A 21402-nucleotide genomic window follows, 5' to 3' on the forward strand; every position below is an offset into this window, starting at 1 on the left:
TGAAGTTAACAGATTTCCTGAAAAAAGCCCGGGGGTTGAGTCCCGGGCTTTTGAAAATGGGGTAAACTTTCTGATGGAAGAAATAAGGATGATGTTATAAAGCGGCTGCTTTGCGGACTTCGTCGAAAGACCAGGTTTGGGTGAGGTGGCCGTTTTCGAAGACGGTTACCAGCACATCGTCCAGTTCCGGTGCTTCATCGGCGCCTACTGTTTTGAAAGAACCGTTGTCTTTTACGAGTTTAAGTTTGCCTGCTTTGGATTTTTTGAAGGAGGTCTGGAGGTTGCCGTTGGCATCCATTTCCACAGGTGTTTTCTGTACTTTGATGCCCTGGCCGTTTACTTCTGCGTAAGCACATTTAAGCGCAAATTCCTGGGTGTCGCGGTTAACACGCTGGAGCAGCGCGCCACCCATACCCAGTACCAGGTTTTCGGCGCTGATACCGGCCTGTTTCAGGGCTTCAAAGATGGGAGGGATAGAAGAATAGCTGATGCCATCGCCCTGGATTACGCGGACCTGCGGAGGTAACACCTTATAACCTTTTTCGTTGATGGTGTAGCCGAATTTGTTCATCAGTATTTCGAATACCTTGAGGAGTGTTTTTACCGGATCGCCGCTGTCGGGGCGGATTACGAGGGTGCCCTGTCTGCTGAGGATCTGTTCTTTCAGTTCGGTGCCCCAGTATTCTTCGCAGGCGCGGAAGATATTGTAGGAGTCGGATACACAGGCGATAGTGCCGGTTGGGAAGGTATTGAGCACATGTTTGAAGATCTCCAGCTCTCCGGCTTCGCCGAGCAGTGTTACGATAGAGTGTTCTGTAGCTGGGATAGAGAGACCAGGTGCGGTGGGTGCGTTATAGTAACGTTTGGCGAGCATAGAACCGGCAATGGTGTCGCTGCCGGAGAAGTTGACCAGGTGGGCGCTACCGCCGATGCCGGCACTTTCCACAGAGCTGGCGCCGCGGAAGCCGAAATCGTTGAGTACGAAATCCATGCCTGCGTAGGCGGCCTCACTGACAGTAGCTTCGTAGTAATGTTTAACCACTTTCCTGATTTCGCGTGACAGGGTAGCTACGGTGCAGGGATACCATACCTGCATCAGCAGTGTTTCGAGGAAGTTGGTGAGCCAGAAACATTCGGGATCCGTGTTTTCTATGGTCATCAGCACATTTCTTACAGGCACTACCGTGCCTTCTGGTGCTGCTTTGATGCGTACGGGGAGTTTACCGCCGTGTTTATTGATGATATATTCGAAGCGGCTGCGATCGAAGACATCATCGCGACCAAAAACCTCCTGCAGTGTTGTAGCGGCTTCGTCCAGTTTTTCTTTGGTGAAGACTACGCCTTCCAGGTATTCTTTCAGGAAATATTGCAGACCGTAGAACACCGTTTCGTTGAATTTGCCGCCGCGGCTTTCCAGGTAGGAATAGATGTGTTGGGTACCAGGGATGTATAATTTGTGGTGAGAGTATTTGTAAGCGTCGGCCAGGAGGATGAGATTTTCCTTTGTCATATCGGTAAGTTTTAAATCTTATTTAGCGTATTTGTCAACCAGTATCTGAAATAATGGGATATGTGTGTCAGAGAGTTCCTGTTTTTCTATCAGGGATGGTATATCCTTTACCGTTATCCAGCGCAGTGCTGCGAGATCATCGCCGGGAGCGGGTTCTCCGAAGAGCAGGTCGGCGCTGAATAGTGTGGTGATGATTTTGTTAGTTTCTGAACGGTAGCGCCAGTCGTTTATCCGTTGGGAGGCTACATATTCGAGGCTGCTTGTTTCCATGCTCCCACATTCTTCCCGTAACTCCCTGGCAGCCGCTATTTCGAAGCTTTCGTCTGTAGGGTCGGAGAAACCACCGGGCAGGCGCCAGTTGTTTTCATTGGGCTTGCGGCCTACCAGTAGCTCCTGTTTGTTGTTTCTGAACAGTGCTATATCTACCGTTGCATATACAGATGGAAAAAGGTTATAGGTGTTATAGATAATACCTGCGCGGAACTCTTCGGTGTCGAACACTTTATCTGACAAGGCTTCGCGTAAAGCGGTGGCATTGTAGTCTTTTACCGGCGGGAGTGCTTCCGTAGCGTAACGACCGGAATAGGTGCCCATGAAGCTATCGCGGCTACCATACAATACAAATGTTTCGTGGGGGAAGTTGGCAGATAACAGCTCATCCAGCTTTCTGGACCATACCGTGTCGCTTTTCTGATCGCTGAGGGGCAGGATAATGATTTCGGGGAACTGTTGTTTGATCATACGTTCCCGGGTGTAGTAGTCCAGCGGGTTTTTCCGGCTTCCTTTTACAGGGCTTACACCGAGGATGATTAAAACACGGTTGTGTTTTTGTTTCACCTGCCTGATCAGTTCGAGGTGACCTTCATGCAGGGAAGGTGTCTGGAATCTGGCTATAATAACTCCTGTGGGCTTTGTCGTTTGCATATCCGAGCTATTTTGTGTAGTTGTTACACAAATGTATAAATGGTTTTGATATTAGCAAAATATTTTTTGTAAAAAATACACAAAATATTATAAACAATTAATTATCAATCATTTGTTCCCAGGGCTAAAGCCCTGGGCTATAATTGTCTGGTGTAAAGACGGTGGTTTTTATTTAGAAAATATGATAGAAGATTATTTAACAGATATAATAGAAGAGAAAACGTTTGATAGATGTATTGGTTTATAATGTCAGGGCGTACAATTATTTCATCACATTGCAGCAAGAAGAAAAAGGCTCTTCACCACCCATGAAAAAGAAACAACCCCAAAGTAAAAATACCTCCTCATTTATCAAAACAATTATAGCCCAGGGCTTCAGCCCTGGGATCAGATTTCGAAGGCCATGCCCTCTTTTTTTAATTTGAAATATTGTTCTTCGTTGAAGCTGAAGAGTTTGGCGGGGCGGCCCTGAGACACTTGTTTTTGTTTTTCGTTGTGGGATATCAGGATGCCGAGGTGGTTTATTTTTTTCTGGAAGTTGCGACGGTCGATGGGCCTGTCGAGCAGTGTTTCGTATAATTTTTCGAGGTCTGCGATGGGGAATTTTTTATCCAGCAGTTCGAAGCCGATGGGTTCGTAGCGGATTTTATTGCGCAGGCGTGATACGGCCACATCGATGATGGTGGCGTGATCGAAGGCCAGAGAAGGGAGTTCTTTGATATTGAACCAGGAAGCGTCTTCTGCGTCGGAGCTGGCGGCCAGCTTAAAATTGGTGGGATTCACCAGTCCGAAATAGGCAACAGACACGACCCTGCCTCTGGGATCGCGGCCGGGAAGGCCGAAGGAGTATAGTTGTTCGAGGTAGTTGATATTTACGCCGGCTTCTGTGAGCAGTTCACGGGTAACGGCCGTTTCCAGGGATTCGTCGTCGAGCACAAACCCGCCGGGCAGTGCCCAGCTATGTAGGTAGGGGTCTATGGTGCGTTTGATCAACAGCACTACAATTCCTTCTTTGGGAATATATCCGAATACGACCGCATCTACGGTCAACCTGATGTTCTGTGTTACTGGCAAACTGCTGACGGATTATTTAGCTTTAATATATTGTTCAATCTGGCCGGTGCCTTTGTGTAAATTTACGAATAAAGGGTTTTTCACCGGGTCGAATACGATGATAGTGTTCATAGACCAGGGATCCTGTGGTGCCGGCATTTCTATCATCACTTCGAGGCCGTTGGCGCGGTGGAACAGCAGGCTGTCTTTTCCGGCGATATGGGCTTTAAAGCCTTGCTGGTCGAGGTAGTCGGTTATTTCCTTGCGCAGTTGCAGCACGGAGTCCATCAGCGGGCTGGCAGCGGGTTTGAATTCCCGGTATACATAACTTTTTTCGGTGATCACGTCGTAGGCGTCTTTATTCACCTGGTGTTCACGGGTAGGGTTACACGCAAAAAGCAGGCTGGTAACCGCGAAGATGGAAAGTAATTTTTTCATGATGTGCTGGCTTTAATGTTCATAACAATCGTAGTTGCGCTGCCGGTAAATTTTTCCTTCGCGGAACTCGATAACGGTACAGATAAAGGCGTTCATGATCTGGCCTCTTCTGAATTTCCCTGCATCCACGCCTATTTCCCCGGTCCATTTGGCTTCCACCACGAGGGTATTACCATTTTGAAAGGCTTTGAGCACGCTATAATGCTGCGATTTCAGGATCTGCTTGTTGGTGGCCATACTGTCAAGCATCAACTCGAAATTCCTTTGTTTTACATCTACCGACAGCTGGTTCGGGTATTCTGTCTGTATAACGTTGGGATGAAAAATCTTGGCAAATTCGGCCGGATCCGCTGAAAAATTTTCCAGCAGCTGGAAATACCGGTATACGAGGGCCAGCTTTTCGTCCATTTACAGGGATGGGTTGATGAATTACGAATAACAATTACAGCTTACCAACAGATACATGTGCTATCCTGTTTGTAATGCAATCTGCGAATTTATAAAATTCGTGTAAATGTAACTCATTCGTTTCCCGGAAAATGCGGGCGGAGTTATTTTCTGGCGGGAGCGTTGTCAAAAGCCAGTTTTTCCATGTTATCCGTTTTGGTGATAATGTCGTATACCAGTTTGATAACGGTCAGGGTGCCATCATAATTGATTTTATCTGCATTATCGTCTGCATCAGGAATGCTTTTGTGGGTATTGGTGCAGAAGTACAGTACCGGGATATTTTTTTTGTAGAAAGAGGCGTGGTCAGACGGGGAGGTACTGCTGGCATCGTATACCAGTTTGGGCTGTTTGGAGGCTACGCTGCCGATAATGCCGGGCCATCCGGGGGAAGAGCCAACGCCACCGATCTGCAGGCCGCGGGATGTGTCGAGGTCGCCGATAATGTCCATATTTATCATGTAGTTGACCTGCGACAGGTCTATGCCTTCGCTATGAGTGGTGAAGTAGCCGGAGCCGGCGAGGCCCTGCTCTTTACCGGAGAAGGCGATAATGACGAAATTATGGTTTTTAAGTTTGGCGGATTTGAGCATGCGGGCCAGTTCCAGGAGGGCGGCGGTACCACTGGCGTTGTCATCGGCACCATGGTAGATGGTGTGCCCCTCTCCCATTCCCAGGTGGTCGTAGTGAGCGCCGATGATCACGGTTTTGGAGGCGTTGTTGTCGATATAGCCGATCACGTTGGTACCGGTTATTTTCACTGGTTTAAACGCTATCCGGAGGTCTATGAGGAAGGCATCCGCCTCATCAGCGCCCAGTTTTTTGCTGATATCATTGCTGACCCATATGGCGGGTATGCTCGTAGCGGACATGGACTTTTCCTGCCAGCTGAGTACTTCTGCCGGGGATTCTTTCCCGTTGTAGAAGATGACGGCCGTAGCGCCTGACTTGGCGGCTATCTGCGTTTGCTGAAGGTATTGTTCCAGTTTGCTTTTACGGTTATCCGGTTCCAGCTCGCTGATATTGATGAGCCATATATTGTCCGGTTCATTGACGTTAGGGAGTACCTCGCCCTTGGCGGTTTTGCCGGCACTGAAGGGTAGCGGGATGAACTGCTGACCGGCGGTGAGTTTTTCATGGTTCAGCGTCATGACGCAGTTATCAGCAGGTTCTCTGCCTTCGCGGATGGTGAAAGTCTGGAGGAAGCCGTTATCTCCTTTGGGGGAGATGGCCATTTGTTCCAGCTGTGTAGAGATATAGGCGGCAGCCAGCTGTTCGCCCGGTGCACCTGACTTGCGGCCTTCCAGCTTGTCACTGCTGAGATAAGTGACATGCTGTTGTAGATTAGACAAGGTTTTTCGGTCATTCTTTTTCTGTGCCTCTACGAACAAGGTAATAGATACCAGTGGTAACAGCCAGGTTATCTTTTTCACGCAATCTTTTTTTGGGTCTGCTGCAAAATTACGAATTACCCCCTGCTAATAGCACACTGAGGGACGTTCTTTTTTAAGCCCCTATTGCATTTCAAGTATATTTAATATGATGCTTGGTCTGAAAACAGTCATACGGGGAAAGTGGGTTGTCATTGGTAAATGGCAAATCCCTATTTTTGCCCCGTTTTAAAAACGAAGTATGAAAAACACACCTTTTACAGAGAAACACATTGCACTGGGCGCCAAGATGGCTCCTTTTGCTGGTTACAACATGCCTATTTCCTATTCAGGTATTAATGACGAGCACCAGGCGGTGCGTACAAACGCCGGCGTGTTTGATGTAAGCCACATGGGTGAGTTTATATTGAAAGGCGAGCATGCATTGGACCTGATCCAGCGTGTAACCACCAACGACGCGTCCAAACTGACTGCCGGTAAAGCCCAGTATAGTGCTCTGCCTAATAATGAAGGTGGTCTTGTAGATGATCTGCTGGTTTATTGTATTGAAGAAAATAACGTTTATATGCTGGTAGTGAATGCCAGCAATATTGAAAAAGACTGGAACTGGATAAGCCAGTTCAATACCAAAGGGGTGGAAATGCACAATATTTCCGATAAAACCTGCCTGCTGGCCATCCAGGGCCCTAATGCCACCAGCATACTGCAGCCCCTGACTGAAGTGGATATTGTAAACCTGAAATACTACACTTTCGCAAAAGGTGTTTTTGCTGGTGTGCCTAATGTAGTGATCAGCGCTACCGGTTACACTGGTTCCGGTGGTATCGAGATCTATTTTGAAGATACTGATGGTGCAGCAGAGAAAATCTGGGACGCTATCTTCGCTGCCGGCGGTCCTAAAGGGCTGAAGCCAATCGGCCTGGGTGCCCGCGACACGCTCCGCCTGGAAATGGGCTTCTGCCTGTATGGTAATGATATCGACGACCGTACCTCTCCGATGGAAGCCGGTCTGGGATGGATCACCAAATTCACCAAAGATTTCCCTTCCCGTCCTGTTTTCGAAAAACAAAAGGCAGAAGGTGTTTCCCAGAAACTGGTAGGATTTGAAATGATCGACAAGGGTATTGCGCGTCATGACTACGAAATCAAAGACGCTGACGGTAATGTGATCGGTCGTGTGACTTCCGGTACACAGTCTCCTTCCCTGCAGAAAGCTATCGGTCTGGGCTATGTGAAAACAAGCCACGCTGCACTGGACTCCGAAATATTTATCGCGGTAAGGGACAAGGCCCTGAAGGCAAAAGTCGTGAAAGTGCCGTTCCTTAGCTAGGAATAGCGGGTGAAAGTTATTAATTTCGTCACGCATGTTTCACACGAAGGCGTAAAGCAGCAATGACGCAGAGACAGCAGTATCTTTATTCAGTCTTTGCTCTTTTGCTGCTTTGCGGCTTTGGGTGGTCAACGGAATTATTTATTTATTGCCATATCTATGCCTACTATTCATTTAACTACCGTGATCTATGCTCCCCTGGAGAGAGTCTATGACCTCAGCCGGAGTATTACCCTGCATAAACGCAGCATGACGCACCGGCAGGAAGAGGCCATCAAAGGTCGCACCAACGGACTGATTAAGTACAACGAAACAGTTACCTGGCGTGCAAAGCATCTGGGTAAGGTGCGGGAACTGACCACTAAAATAATTGCCATGAAGGAGTGGGAACATTTCACCGATGAAATGACAGAAGGTGATTTCACCCATATGAAACATGAGCACCATTTCAAACAGATCGGCAACGGTACGGTAATGATTGATATCATGGATTTTGGCACCCCCTATGGCTGGCTTGGCCGCATGGTGGAACGCTTTTATCTGGTGGGATACATGACCAGACTGCTACAGCACCGTAATGAAACCATTAAGGATTACGCAGAGAGTGAAAAGTGGAGAGTAGTCCTTGATTAATGCATAAATGCAATTGAATGACAGAAAGCAACAAACCCAGCCTGGAAGTATGTCTATCCCCGGCTTTATTACATTTATTTGATGTGAAAAACAGCATCGTGGTCATCATCGATGTACTGCGTGCTACCTCAACCATCTGCACCGCCCTGTACAATGGCGCTGCCAAAGTAATACCAGTAGCTACCGTAGAAGAATGTGTGAATATCGGCCGTGCGATCGATGGCATCACTGCCGGCGAACGCGATGGTAAAGTGGCGGAAGGACTGGTACATGGTAACTCCCCTTTTGAATATCCCCGGGAGTTTATCGAAAACAAAACACTGGTGCTCACTACTACCAACGGCACCAAGTTACTGCATATGGCCAAAGATGCCATTCAGATCATTACCGGCTCTTTTCCCAATATCAGCGCGGTATGCGACTACCTGATCGCTCAAAATCAAAACGTGATACTGGGATGCGCCGCCTGGAAAGACCGGGTGAACATGGAAGATACGCTCTTCGCCGGTGCAGTGGTAAATCGCATCCGGGAACATTTTGATGTCAACTGTGATTCTGCAATTGCCGCTGAAACACTGTATGAATCTGCTAAAACAGATATCCATCAATTTATGAAACAGGCCTCCCACTACAAACGTCTCGCTAAATACGGCCTGGAAAAAGATATTGCCTATTGCCTTACGCCTGATGGCGCCAATATTCTCCCGATATTTAAAGACGGAGCACTGGTAGGCATTTAGACATTTTTTTATTTAGATATTTTGATATTTAGAGACTCTAAATATCAAAATATCTAAATAAAAAAATATCCAAATATCTACGCTGTTTGTACCCGTTTTCCCCCTCCGATAATAAAAGAGATAAATACAATCCCCATGGCCAGCGGGTAGGACACTTCCGCGAAAGGCGCTCCTGAAGCTACCTTGAATAAGGTGGCAACGATCATCGTACCCAACAGTGCGACAGCCGCTGGCCTGATGAAGAAGCCGGTAATCAGGGCAATACCTCCCAGCAGTTCAGAAAGAGTGGCCAGCAGACCCCAGAAAGCAGGCCATTTGCTGATGCCGATGGTTTTCAGTGTTCCGCCCAGGAATTCCCAGGTGGCAGTACCACCCTGTAATTTCTGAATGCCAAAGATCACGAATAATATGCCGAGGCCTATACGTAATACCAGAAATGCAATTTGTTTGTTGTCTTTCATAAGAAGTGTGTGTGTTTAAGAATGAAGACACAAAACTACAATCCCGGCAAAAGGAAAAACATGGATAAAAATGTGTTTGTGTTGCACTTTTATGCCTGCGGGGAGTTGTCCCGGAATTGCTGTGGAGAGATACCTGTATTTTTTTTGAAGAAACGGGTGAAATAGGCCGGATCATCGAAGCCGATGCGGTAGCCGGCTTCTTTAACGGTAAGTTCGTTGAGGAAGAGCAGCCGTTTGGCTTCCAGGAGGATACGCTCCCGGATGAGAGAGCCGGCGGTTTTGCCGGTGAACCGTTGGGTGATGCTATTCAGCTGCCGTGGAGTAACATGCATTCTTGAAGCATAGTCCTGCACTTCATGCAGTTCATGGAAATGCTGGTGCAGTAAGAGTTTGAACTGGAGCAGCTGTGTTTGCGGAGCGCCGGGCAACAGGTGGGCCTCTCCCAGTTGGCGCCGCCGGATGCGCATGATCTCCATCAGAATTACGCGGATGTAGGAAAAGAGGATCTGTGTAACATCATCCCCGCCCCTGTTGAATTCGTCCTGTGCAATGTTCAGCAGGTTGTCCAGACGTGCCAGCTCCGCCTCTTCCAGCGGTATTACCGGGCAGGCCTGCATATTGTCGAAGAGGAAGTGGCCCAGCAGCTGGCTGTCGGGGTCGTTGCCACTGCTGAAGAAAGCCGGATCAAACCGGAGCGTATATCCGTTGGAGCCTTCACGGTTCAACTGATGCACCTGTTCCGGTGACAACAGGAAAACCACTGCTCCTTCAAACGGATAAGCTACAAAGTCCACATAATGTACGCCCTTGCTGCGATGCAGCAGCAATATCTCATAATAGGCATGCCGGTGAGGGTATTGCCTCGGCATGATCTTCCCTTCATCATTAAAACCCGCAATCAACACATTGTTGGAAAACGGTGGTACCGGAACGGTTACACCATCGTTGATCCGGTGTTGTGGAATAGGTGATCGCATGTTCAAATGTACAAGTATTTGTTGAGGATGTCCCTTGAGAGAGGCGCTTCGCCGGGGTACTTTTGATATTCAAAAATGATGATTTATGCAAAAGCAAAACACGCGACGCGACTGGATCAAACAAAGCGGGCTGGCGATAGCCGGGCTGCCGCTTTTATCAAAAATGCCCTACCTTTCAAATGATAAAAACAATGTTATGAAACACTATATCTGTGTTACCTGTGGTGTGCAGTATGATGCTGCGGAGACTGCGCCGGCACACTGTCCTATCTGCGAAGATGAACGCCAGTATGTGAATCCTGCCGGGCAGAGCTGGACCACCCTTGAACAGATACAAAAAGGCCATAAGAATGTTATAGAGCTGGTGGCGCCTGGTATATATGCTATTTACTCGACGCCCGGCTTCGCCATATCGCAACGGGCGCATCTGGTGGTAACACCTCATGGGAATATTCTGTGGGATTGTATTACTAACCTGGACGACTCTACGATAGATATCATCCGCCGCCTGGGTGGGATCAGGGCAATTGCCATTTCGCATCCCCATTATTTTTCGACTATTGTGGAATGGAGCCATGCTTTTGACAATGCGCCGGTATATGTACATCAGCTGGATGCTTCCTGGCTGGGAAGGCATGATCCGGTGATTCGTTTATGGGAGGGCAAAACGCTGGACCTCTGGGATGGTATGAAGCTGGTGCTTTGTGGTGGGCACTTCCCCGGTGCCAATGTGCTGTACAGCCCTGCGGGCAAAGGTGCCCTGCTGGTGGGTGATGTGATCCAGGTGTCTACCGACCGGAAAACGACTTCTTTTATGTATAGCTATCCTAATAATATCCCGCTGTCGGCAGCGGAGGTGAAGATTATCCAGGAGGCGGTGTCTCCGCTGTCTTATGATGCCATGTACGGGGCCTTCGGCAAATATATCCTGACAGGGGCCCGGGAGGCGATGGATTTTTCTGTGAAGCGGTATATCCGGCATATTAGCTAAAAACAGCCCTTGTATATGCTTTTTATTTCATGTGAACATAAATTATTGATAAACAGAGGTAAAATAGTATCAGTAAATTCACATTATAAAAAATAATTATAAAATAAATTTCCATTCCGCTCCTGGCCTCGTCAGGGGCGGGTAACGGGGAATATGCCACCACAGCGGAATTGTGATTTAACTCTCATTTTGGGCGCTGTTTATTAGAGATTTCTGCTTAGTTTTGTGGATTGCCTTTTTATCAGCGGTTAAAGATTTTTGATATATTTATTTACCCCGTAGACTGATAATAAAAGCAGGCAACAACGTATAGTATGTCGCTACCCCATTTGCTAAAATATGTTTACAATAACGGCACTGATGAAGTGATCCGCAGGGGGAAGCGTATTTTTTCTACCGGGGGCGTTGAGCTCATCGAAGCCGATCCGGTGCTTAAATCAGCTACTTTCCGCGTAAAGAGTGACACTCATGCCAATTACTACCGCGTTAACATCAATAAATATGGTGAAACCAGCGGTATGTCTGTCCGTTGTCAATGTCCGTACAACCTGGGCGATATCTGCCGTCATGAGGCGGCAGCCCTGTTCCAGCTTCAGGAGATGTTGGACAAGAATCACTTTGAGAGCTTTGAGACCCAGTTTGATCAGCAACACACCCTGATCAAAATGAAATCCATTGATATCAAGACGATCAAACTGCTGGTATCTGCTTCCATAATGGCAGATGCGGAAACGATCGCCAAACAGCATCCGGCCAAAATCTCATCTGCCAAAGATGAAAAGATAGAAGCTATGCTGGTGCTGGATAAAAAGGAATATCCGCTGATCATACAGCGCAATGAGGAACGTTTTTTTGATACTCATTGCACCTGTGATGAAACAGCCCACGCCCTCTGTGTGCATAAAACAGCCCTTTTCCTGCAGCTGCTGCAGAAACACGGGCCTTTTTACTTTGATACGCTGCGCAACTGGGACAAGGAGAAAAATAAGCTCCTTTCCTTATATGGCTACTCTTTGAGTGACGACCTTGACGGGAAGTTTGCCTTTTCCTATATGGATGGTAAGCCCTTCCTGCGGGTGCTGGACCCCAGCATCAAAAGAGTGGACGGCGGCTCTGCCGGCCGCCAGCCAGCCACCGCTCCACCGCCACCGGAAGAAACCCTGACGGTAACACAGCGCCTGGCCGCCGTATTCAACGCCAACGAGGATTTATACCCTTATTTTAAAATAGATATTGTCAGCGGTGAAGTGAATGAAGACCAAACAGCCTTCGTTTCCCTGGCCAGTAAACTGGACCTCACCAAATATGTTGACTTCTATCAATACAAAGAAAAAGACAGGGAGCTGATAGCCCCTATCCGTAAGTTACAGGGTGCGGAAGTCAGCAAGTTTCTCAGTAAAAACTCCCCATTTGCGGGCATCTGGGAAAATATCACGCATGAAAATGCCGAAGAGCTGCCTACCGAAACCAAAGAGCTGATGCTGGAATACCTGCATCCCAAACTGGCTAAGCTGTTTCCGCAGCTGGCAGAACAGGGCCTGGTATTTTACCTGCCTCAGCGGCAACAGTTCAAAACCAAAAACCTGCAACCGGTCCAGATAGGCGCCGAAAGACTGAAGCTGGTCATCAAAACCAGCAGCGGCAGCAGCCATGTGGAAGTGAACTGCTTTGTAACGATAGAAGGTGAGCTGGTCAATGTAGCAGACAACAAGTGGGCAAGCCCGCTGCTGTTCCTCCACCAGAACGTGCTGTACCTGTTTGAAACACCACAGGACGCCCTGCACGTAGCCCTCTTCCAGCAAAACGGTAAACTGAAAATTCCTAACAAGGAATGGCCGGTATACCTTAAGGACTATCTGCTGCCATTAAGCCGGCAGTATGATATCCGCTTCGATAAAGAGCTGCTGGCCGAAGTTACCGACCTGGCACCGGAATGCCGTGTATACCTGAAAGAACTGGGCGAAACATTCATCATTCAACCCGGCTTCGCTTACCGCGGGCAAGAGGTAGAATGGAATGATGAAAGCAAGATCACCGTACAGGAAGGGAATAAAGTACTCGTCATCCGCCGAAACAAGGAAGCGGAAGAAGAGTTTGTCGGCAAACTGCGTGCGCTGCATACCAACTTCGCACAGCACGACAACAACAACTATTTTTATCTGCGTGCCAAAGAAGCCCTGAAGAACAACTGGTTCTTCCTCTTCTTCGATGCACTGAAAGAAATGAATGTGCGCGTTTTCGGTTTTGATAACCTGCGCAACTTCAAATTCAGTTCGCATAAACCGGTCACCAACCTGCAGATCAGCTCCGGCATCGACTGGTTCGACGCGCAGATTGAAGTACTGTATGGCGACCAGAAAGTAAGCATCAAAGACATCAAAAATGCGCTGGCCAACAAACAGAACTATGTTCAGCTGGCAGACGGCTCCCTGGGCCTGCTGCCGGAAGAATGGCTGCGCAAATATTCACTGTTGTTTAAGGTAGGTGAAGAAAAAGACAAAGGCCTTAAACTCAGCAAATACAACTTCAGCGTAATCGATGAACTGTATGAGTTTATCGATGATGAAGCCGTTGTAATAGAACTGGAGCAGAAACGTAAAAAGCTGCTGCAGTTTGATGAGATCCGTAATATCTCACTGCCTGTTAACCTGAAAGCTACGCTGCGCCCTTATCAGGAAAGCGGCTTCCAGTGGCTCAACTATCTCGATGAGATCAAATGGGGCGGTATCCTGGCAGATGACATGGGTCTTGGTAAAACCATCCAGGCACTCACCTTCATCCAGTATTATAAAAACAAAAATGAAGGTAAGTGTATGACGCTGGTAGTTTGCCCTACCACGCTGATCTATAACTGGGAGAATGAAATCCGCAAGTTCACTCCCGAAATCCAGCATCATATCCATCATGGACCTACGCGTATCAAAGATGCTGCGGAACTGGCCAAGTTTGATGTGATCATCACCACCTATGGCACGCTGCGCAGTGACATACAAACACTGATGAAGCTGGAGTTTGATTATGTGGTCCTGGATGAATCACAGGCCATTAAAAATCCGCAGTCCAAGGTTACCAAAGCAGCCCAGCTGTTGCATACCAAAAACAGGCTGGCACTGAGTGGTACCCCAATGCAGAACAATACCTTCGATATTTATGCGCAGATGAACTTCCTGAACCCGGGCATGCTGGGAAGCGTAGACTTCTTCCGGAATGAATTTGCTACACCGATCGACAAGTTCCAGGACGAAGAAAGAAAAGAACATCTGCGTAAACTGATATATCCCTTTATACTCCGCCGTACCAAAGAACAGGTGGCGAAAGACCTGCCGGAAAAAATTGAAACAGTGATCTTCTGTGAAATGGACCCTGAGCAGCGCCATATCTATGATGCCTATCGTAATACCTATCGCTCCAAGATATTGGGTGTTATTGAAGATCAGGGTATGGAACGTTCACAGCTGACCATCCTGCAAGGGTTGATGAAGCTGCGCCAGATCTGCGACTCGCCGGCTATCCTCAATGATACAGAACAGTATCCCAACCATTCTGTGAAGTTACATGAGCTGACCCGTGAAATAGCCGAGAATATCGGTAATCACAAGGTGCTGGTGTTTTCCCAGTTCCTGGGCATGCTTGGGCTTATCCGGGAAAGGCTGCAGCATATGAAGATCCCTTACGAGTATTTCGATGGTAGCACCTCTACTGTAGATCGTGAAAAGGCGATCCAGAATTTCCAACATAATGATGAATGCCGCGTATTCCTCATCTCGCTGAAAGCAGGTGGTGTGGGTCTTAACCTTACTGCAGCAGACTATGTATACATTGTGGATCCGTGGTGGAACCCGGCTGTGGAACAACAGGCCATCGACCGTACTCACCGTATCGGCCAAACGAAAAACATCTTCGCTTACCGTATGATCTGTAAGGATACAGTAGAAGAAAAAATATTACAACTACAGGAACGAAAAAAATCACTTGTTAAAGAAATCATCTCCGATGATAGTGGCTTTGTGAAGAAGCTCACCAAAGAAGATGTATTGTATCTGTTCAGCTAAGGCTGTCTTGTGGCACATCTGGTCGAACTTTTTACGTAAGTTTTTTATATTCAATAAATTAACTTATTTGAAAACCGATTAGATCTTGTGGGTTCATTTTTAACCCGCAATTATCTCGACCTATGATGCTGAACAAATTCAGTAAAGTGCTGGTTGGTACCTTTCCATTTCTGCATATACCCTTCAGATTCTGCATGGTTTCCAGGAATCTTCTTTCTCTCCTTTAATGTTGAATTTGTATTTATAGTATTGAGAAACAGACAGTTATGTCTGTTTCTCTTTTCTTTTTTTAATACTGGCACCCGGCTGGTATATCTGGTAATTGTATCAAACAATTGATCCACATGTTACCAGATTCGAAAATCTCACAATTGATCGGTTTACAGATCCCTGGTCTGTCGTTTCCTATGCAGCAGCTGACGACCAAGGAAAGAGTGAGTAAAGTGATTCACACCTTTGCCGACTATACCGGCAACATGATCCGTCATGAACAATTGCAGGAAGTGAAGCGTTGTTTTACCATTGCAGGGGTATTATACCGCAATGGCAGCAATTCCTTGCGTAATGCTATTGAAAGTGTGTTTATGTATGCGTTATCTCCTTTGATCTGTACGCAGCACCGGAACATGTTACCCTCTTCTCTTAGAACTGTCAGAATTCAACATTTACAAACAATAGCACTTTAAAAACAACATTTATGATGATGACTATTTTACTGGTATTGGCAGGACTGGCCTGCTTTGCCCTGTTCTTTGGCTCGGTGGATTATTTCGAAAAAATCTAATTAAACACACCTGATTATGACCGCATTATTTGTGCTTTCAATATTGGTTTTTGCGTACATGGTGTATGTATTGCTGAAACCGGAGAAATTCTGATGCGGCTGCCATGATACCTGGGCCGCTGCAAAGCTTTTTAACTAACTAGAGATGACTACTGAAATTTTAGGCGTTATTGCCACCTATGGACTAACATTACTTCTGGCCTGGCCACTGGCGAGGTATATCGTAAAGGTATTCAGAGGAGATAAAACCTGGTCCGACTTTATGGCGCCGCTGGAGCGTCTGTTCTTCAAAATTTCCGGCATCAATCCCAAAGAGGAAATGACCTGGAAAGAGCACCTCAAAGCACTCCTGACCATCAATATGGTGTGGTTTGTATATGCCTTTTTTGTACTGATGTTCCAGGACAAGCTGCCACTGAATCCGGATGGTAACCCCGGACAATCGGCCGACCTGGCATTTAACACCGCTATTAGCTTCGTTGTAAACTGTAACCTGCAGCACTATTCAGGTGAAACAGGTGTTACTTATTTCACGCAGCTGTTTGTGCTGGCCTTCCTGCAGTTTGTGAGTGCTGCCACCGGTATTGCCGCACTGATCGTGGTTTTCAAAGCCATGAAAGAAAAAACAACTACCAAGCTGGGTAACTTCTGGGATATCTTCCTGAAAACAATCACCCGCATCCTTTTACCTATATCTGTCGTTATCGCACTGATACTTGTATTTAACGGTACTCCTGCCAGCTTCGATGGCAAAGATACCGTAGTGACCATGCAGGGTGATACCGTGAACGTATCCCGCGGACCTGCTGCCGGTTTTGTTGCCATCAAACATGTTGGAACCAACGGTGGTGGCTGGTTTGGAGCCAACTCCGCACACCCGCTGGAAAACCCCAGCTACGTGACATGGATGACTGAAATGTTTGCACAGGTTGTCATACCCATCGCCATGGTGTTTGCACTGGGCCTGTTCGTCAACCGCCGTAAATTTGCCTATGTGATTTTCGGGGTGATGACCATAGGGATGATATGCCTGCTGATACCGACTATGCAGTCGGAAATGAACGGAAACCCTGCTATTGCACATATGGGCATACAACAGGTCACGGGGGCCATGGAAGGTAAAGAGGTCCGCTTCGGGCCTGCTGCCACTGGCTACTGGAGCACTGTTACCACCATCATCTCCACCGGTTCTGTATGCGGCTGGCACGACAGCACCATGCCAATGACGGGTATGATGCAATTACTGGGTATGATGCTGAACTGCTTCTATGGCGGTTGTGGCGTAGGTATCCTCAACTACTACATCTTTATCATCATCGCCGTCTTTATCTCCGGGCTGATGGTAGGCCGTACACCTGAGCTGATGGGCCACAAGCTGGAAGCCCGCGAAGTGAAGATCGCAGCCCTTATTACGCTGTTGTCTCCTTTCCTGATCCTGGCTGGTACAGCGCTCTCCGCCTGGGTGCTGGCACATCATCCGGATGCCAACTGGGCGGTGAAACCATCTTCATGGCTCAATAATCCCAACTATCACGGATTCTCAGAGATGTTGTATGAATACACTTCTGCCAACGCCAACAACGGTTCCGGCTTTGAAGGATTGGGCGACGGTAATGTGTTCTGGAACGTAACTACCGGCTTTGTGCTGATAATGGGACGATTCCTGCCCATTATCGGACCTGTGGCTATCGCTGGTCTGATGGCTTCCAAAAAATACATTCCTGCATCTGCCGGTACATTGAGAACAGACTCGATCACCTTTGGCGCAATGACTTTCGCGGTGATCATCATCCTGACTGCGCTGTCTTATTTCCCGGCACTGGCATTAGGCCCGATAGCAGAGTACTTCTCTTTGTAAGAGGATAAACCTATAATGACTATTAACATGAAGAAGAAAGATAATACACTGTTTCCAAGGGAGCAGGTGATGCAAAGCCTGAAGCAGTCCTTCGTGAAACTGAATCCGAAACTGATGATCAAAAACCCGGTCATGTTTACCGTAGAGGTAGGCACTGCGGTGATGCTGATCGTAGCACTGTATGCACTTTTTACCAAAAACACCGACCAGGGAAGTGCAGCTTATAACATTACCATTTTTATTGTCCTCTTTCTCACCTTGCTGTTTGCGAACTTCGCAGAAGCCATTGCAGAAGCACGTGGTAAAGCCCAGGCCGAAAGCCTGCGTCGTACCAGGGAAGAAACACCTGCCAAAAAAATAGAACTGGTAGGAGAAATATTTACCAACGAAATTAAAGTTGTTTCCTCTTCTTCACTGCGCAAGGGTGATGTCTTCGCCTGCGACCCCGGCGATATCATCCCGGCAGACGGAGAGATCATACAAGGCCTGGCCAGCATCGACGAATCGGCCATCACCGGTGAATCTGCGCCGGTGATCCGTGAGGCAGGTGGTGATAAGTCCAGCGTGGTAGGTGGTACCAAAGTACTGTCTGATCATATCAAAGTACGGGTGACCACCGAACCGGGCGAGTCTTTCCTGGACAAAATGATTGCCCTCGTAGAAGGTGCCAGCCGTCAGAAAACACCGAATGAGATCGCGCTGACCATTCTGCTGGCTAGTTTCACCCTGGTGTTCATCATTGTGTGTGTGACATTAAAACCGTTTGCCGACTACGCACAAACACCGATCACTATCGCTGCTTTTATTTCCCTGTTTGTATGTCTGATACCTACCACCATCGGCGGGCTGTTGTCTGCCATCGGTATCGCCGGAATGGACCGTGCACTTCGTGCCAACGTGATCACCAAATCCGGTAAGGCTGTGGAAACAGCTGGTGATATCGATGTGTTGCTGCTGGATAAAACCGGTACCATCACCATCGGTAACCGTAAGGCCACCAATTTCTACCCTACCAACGGTAATGCACCGGAAGAATTTATCAGACTCTGTGCCCTCAGCTCTCTGTCTGACGAAACACCGGAAGGTAAGTCCATCGTAGAACTGGCCGGTAAAGACATCGTCAGCAAACTGACTGTGTCCGGTGCCAGCCTGGTGAAATTCACTGCCGAAACACGTAGCAGCGGTATCGATCTGCCCGATGGCAACCGTATCCGCAAAGGAGCTTACGATGCTATCAAAAGGCTCACCGAAAGAGAAGGCTTCCAGTTCCCCACCGATACGCTTACCCGCGTGGAAGCTATCTCCAGAGACGGAGGCACGCCGCTGGTGGTAGCACTCAACAGCAAAGTGCAGGGCGTTATTGAACTGCAGGATATCATCAAACCCGGTATCAGCGAACGTTTTGAACGTCTGCGTAAAATGGGTGTGAAAACAGTGATGGTAACCGGTGACAACCCGCTTACCGCCAAATATATCGCTACCAAAGCCGGTGTAGATGACTTCATCGCTGAAGCCAAACCGGAAGATAAAATGACCTATATCCGTAAAGAACAGCAGGAAGGTCGTCTGGTAGCGATGATGGGCGATGGTACCAACGATGCTCCGGCACTGGCCCAGGCCGATGTAGGAGTAGCCATGAACAGCGGTACCCAGGCTGCAAAAGAAGCGGGTAACATGGTGGATCTCGACAACGACCCTACCAAACTGATTGAAATCGTGGAAATCGGTAAACAGCTGCTGATGACAAGAGGTACGCTGACTACCTTCTCCATCGCCAACGACGTGGCTAAATATTTTGCGATCGTGCCGGCGCTCTTTGTAGCTTCTATTCCTGCCCTGCAAGGCATCAATGTGATGAAGCTGCACAGCCCCGAAACAGCTATCCTCAGCGCAGTGATCTTCAATGCTATTATTATCCCTATGCTAATTCCGCTGGCATTGCGTGGTGTGGCCTACAAGCCGATAGGCGCCAGCGCGCTGCTGCGCAGGAACCTGTTGATATACGGTGTTGGTGGCATAGTAGCCCCCTTCATCGGTATCAAACTGATTGACATGCTGATAACGCTCTTTATCCGGTAGTATAAAAGATTAAAAATTCAAGAAGATGAAAAAGTATCTCTGGCCCTCTATAAAACTGACCGTTCTCCTGCTGGTATTATTGGCAGGCATTTATCCCCTGTTCCTGGCCGGGGTTGCCAGACTGGCCCCTGGAAAAGGTGGAGGGGTAACGGTAACGCATAATGGAAGAGTTGTAGGGTATGAAAATATAGGACAGAAATTCACACAGGATAAATACTTCTGGTCCCGCCCCAGTACAGTAGATTACAACGCTGCCGGTTCCGGTGGCTCCAACAAAGCTCCCGGCAATCCGGAGTATCTGAAAGCTGTACAGGAAAGAATAGATTCTTTCCTGGTACATAACCCGGATGTGAAAAAAGAAGATATCCCGGCAGAACTGGTGACTGCTTCTGCCAGTGGTCTTGACCCGCACCTCTCCCCTGCCGCTGCATACATACAGATTGCCCGCGTAGCCAAAGCCAGAGGCATTGCTCCGGAGAAGCTGAAACAGCTGGTAGATGATAATACCAAAGGTCCATTGTTCGGCCTTCTCGGTCCTTCTGTAGTGAATGTGTTAAAGCTGAACATCGCACTGGATGAATTAAAATAAAACCCACCGATTTCCGGTGAAGGCTCATTCACCGGAAATTCCATTTAACCTATATTTTTTTATGAAGAAGATTCTATTGCTGGCAGCCGGCCTGGCTGCCGCTATCACGCTCTTTGCCCAAACCGAACCAACAGCAGAGAAAGAAAAAGGTAAACTGACATTTTCCGGTTATGCCGAAGCTTATTACAGTTATGATATGCATCAGCCATCCAATCATACCAAACCTGGTTTCCTGTACAACTTCAACAGGCACAATGAGCTGAACCTCAACCTGGCCGTGCTCAGAGCCAGTTACAATGCCGACAGGGTACGGGGTAATATCGCCCTGATGACCGGTACGTATGCACAATACAACCTGGCAGCAGAACCCAGTATCTGGCAATATGTATATGAAGCCAATGTTGGTGTAAGAGTAGGTAAAAACGTTTGGATAGATGCCGGTATTATGCCCGCCCATATTGGTTTTGAAAGTGCCATCGGAAAAGATTGCCCTACCCTTACCCGCAGTCTGTTAGCAGAAAATTCCCCTTATTTTGAAACAGGTGCAAAAGTTACCTGGACTCCGAATGAGAAATGGTCATTTGCTGCGCTGTATCTTAATGGATGGCAACGGATCAAACGGGTGGATGGTAATCAGACACCTAATTTCGGCACTCAGATTACCTTTAAACCAGCAGACAAAATATTGCTGAACTGGAGCACTTATGTAGGCAACGATTTACCCGATACCGTACGCCGTATGCGCTATTTTAACAACCTTTATGGTACCTTTGGTATAACGGATAAATTCAGCGTGATAGCCGGTGTAGACTATGGTTTGCAACAGAAGGAAAAGGGCAGCAGTGAACTGTCAAAATGGTATACCCCGATCGTTATTGCGCGTTATGCATTTACCGATAAATTTGCTGTGGCCGGAAGAGTAGAACATTTTAACGACAAAGATGGTGTAGTGATTTCCACTGGTACATCGCAAGGATTCCAAACGACAGGTTATTCACTCAACCTCGACTTTACTCCGGTCAACAACGTGATGTTGCGTGTGGAAGGACGGATGTTTGACGGAAAGGATAAACCATTCATCAAAAGCACGGAACTCAAAAATACCAATACAGCCCTGACAGCGTCGCTGGCAGTCTGGTTCTAAC

19 protein-coding genes are annotated in these 21402 nt (G+C 47.7%); 11 read left to right on the plus strand and 8 right to left on the minus strand.

Annotated features, from left to right (window positions below; genetic code table 11):
* Positions 1-94 precede the first annotated feature (94 nt).
* The 6 genes from KD145_RS20035 to KD145_RS20060 all read right to left on the minus strand — a co-directional run bounded on the left by KD145_RS20035 (position 95) and on the right by KD145_RS20060 (position 5805).
* Complete coding sequence (locus KD145_RS20035) at positions 95-1510, minus strand: nicotinate phosphoribosyltransferase (RefSeq protein ID WP_212001120.1); 1416 nt, start codon at positions 1508-1510, stop codon at positions 95-97.
* Between the two features lie 18 nt (positions 1511-1528).
* Entirely contained in the window at positions 1529-2434 is a 906-nt protein-coding gene (locus KD145_RS20040) for an NUDIX domain-containing protein (RefSeq protein ID WP_212001121.1), read from the minus strand.
* Positions 2435-2821: 387 nt separating this feature from the next.
* Positions 2822-3508 (minus strand): NUDIX hydrolase, encoded by a 687-nt coding sequence (locus KD145_RS20045; RefSeq protein ID WP_212001122.1) that lies wholly within the window; start codon positions 3506-3508, stop codon positions 2822-2824.
* Positions 3509-3520: 12 nt separating this feature from the next.
* Positions 3521-3925: a hypothetical protein gene (locus tag KD145_RS20050; protein WP_212001123.1), complete on the minus strand. Its 405-nt coding sequence runs from the start codon at positions 3923-3925 to the stop codon at positions 3521-3523.
* Between the two features lie 12 nt (positions 3926-3937).
* The gene (locus KD145_RS20055) at positions 3938-4333 is read right to left on the minus strand and encodes a nuclear transport factor 2 family protein (protein WP_212001124.1); all 396 of its coding nucleotides are present in this window, start codon (positions 4331-4333) and stop codon (positions 3938-3940) included.
* Positions 4334-4476: 143 nt separating this feature from the next.
* Positions 4477-5805, minus strand: coding sequence for a M28 family peptidase (locus KD145_RS20060; protein WP_212001125.1), 1329 nt, complete (start codon positions 5803-5805; stop codon positions 4477-4479).
* Positions 5806-6004: 199 nt separating this feature from the next.
* On the opposite strand from KD145_RS20060, the gene gcvT reads away from it, so the two are divergent.
* From gcvT to KD145_RS20075, 3 genes are all read left to right on the plus strand, one after another.
* Entirely contained in the window at positions 6005-7093 is a 1089-nt protein-coding gene (gcvT, locus tag KD145_RS20065) for a glycine cleavage system aminomethyltransferase GcvT (RefSeq protein ID WP_212001127.1), read from the plus strand.
* Between the two features lie 159 nt (positions 7094-7252).
* A complete protein-coding gene (locus KD145_RS20070; protein WP_212001128.1) occupies positions 7253-7726 on the plus strand; it encodes an SRPBCC family protein in 474 nt (157 codons plus the stop codon).
* 17 nt (positions 7727-7743) lie between these two features.
* Positions 7744-8466, plus strand: a complete 723-nt coding sequence (locus KD145_RS20075) for a 2-phosphosulfolactate phosphatase (RefSeq protein ID WP_212001129.1) — start codon at positions 7744-7746, stop codon at positions 8464-8466.
* Between the two features lie 77 nt (positions 8467-8543).
* Here KD145_RS20075 and KD145_RS20080 read toward each other — a convergent pair whose 3' ends face one another.
* Positions 8544-8927 (minus strand): DoxX family protein, encoded by a 384-nt coding sequence (locus KD145_RS20080; RefSeq protein ID WP_212001130.1) that lies wholly within the window; start codon positions 8925-8927, stop codon positions 8544-8546.
* Positions 8928-9016: 89 nt separating this feature from the next.
* Positions 9017-9904 carry a helix-turn-helix domain-containing protein gene (locus KD145_RS20085; RefSeq protein WP_212001131.1) on the minus strand — a complete coding sequence of 296 codons (888 nt, stop codon included), beginning with the start codon at positions 9902-9904 and terminating at the stop codon, positions 9017-9019.
* An 85-nt stretch (positions 9905-9989) separates the two neighbouring features.
* On the opposite strand from KD145_RS20085, the gene KD145_RS20090 reads away from it, so the two are divergent.
* From KD145_RS20090 to KD145_RS20125, 8 genes are all read left to right on the plus strand, one after another.
* Positions 9990-10895 carry an MBL fold metallo-hydrolase gene (locus KD145_RS20090; protein WP_249219460.1) on the plus strand — a complete coding sequence of 302 codons (906 nt, stop codon included), beginning with the start codon at positions 9990-9992 and terminating at the stop codon, positions 10893-10895.
* Positions 10896-11209: 314 nt separating this feature from the next.
* Positions 11210-14947, plus strand: a complete 3738-nt coding sequence (locus KD145_RS20095) for a DEAD/DEAH box helicase (RefSeq protein WP_212001132.1) — start codon at positions 11210-11212, stop codon at positions 14945-14947.
* 344 nt (positions 14948-15291) lie between these two features.
* Positions 15292-15633, plus strand: coding sequence for a hypothetical protein (locus tag KD145_RS20100; protein ID WP_212001135.1), 342 nt, complete (start codon positions 15292-15294; stop codon positions 15631-15633).
* A gap of 114 nt (positions 15634-15747) precedes the next feature.
* A complete protein-coding gene (locus tag KD145_RS32610; protein ID WP_113616872.1) occupies positions 15748-15825 on the plus strand; it encodes a potassium-transporting ATPase subunit F in 78 nt (25 codons plus the stop codon).
* 51 nt (positions 15826-15876) lie between these two features.
* The gene (gene kdpA, locus KD145_RS20110; RefSeq protein WP_212001137.1) at positions 15877-17589 is read left to right on the plus strand and encodes a potassium-transporting ATPase subunit KdpA; all 1713 of its coding nucleotides are present in this window, start codon (positions 15877-15879) and stop codon (positions 17587-17589) included.
* Positions 17590-17616: 27 nt separating this feature from the next.
* Positions 17617-19668: a potassium-transporting ATPase subunit KdpB gene (kdpB, locus tag KD145_RS20115; protein ID WP_212001140.1), complete on the plus strand. Its 2052-nt coding sequence runs from the start codon at positions 17617-17619 to the stop codon at positions 19666-19668.
* A gap of 25 nt (positions 19669-19693) precedes the next feature.
* Positions 19694-20257, plus strand: coding sequence for a K(+)-transporting ATPase subunit C (locus tag KD145_RS20120; protein ID WP_212001142.1), 564 nt, complete (start codon positions 19694-19696; stop codon positions 20255-20257).
* A gap of 61 nt (positions 20258-20318) precedes the next feature.
* Entirely contained in the window at positions 20319-21401 is a 1083-nt protein-coding gene (locus KD145_RS20125) for a porin (protein ID WP_212001145.1), read from the plus strand.
* The last annotated feature ends 1 nt before the right edge of the window (position 21402 follow it).

The sequence above is a fragment of the Chitinophaga sp. HK235 genome (assembly GCF_018255755.1).
In the GTDB taxonomy this organism is placed as follows: Bacteria; Bacteroidota; Bacteroidia; order Chitinophagales; family Chitinophagaceae; genus Chitinophaga.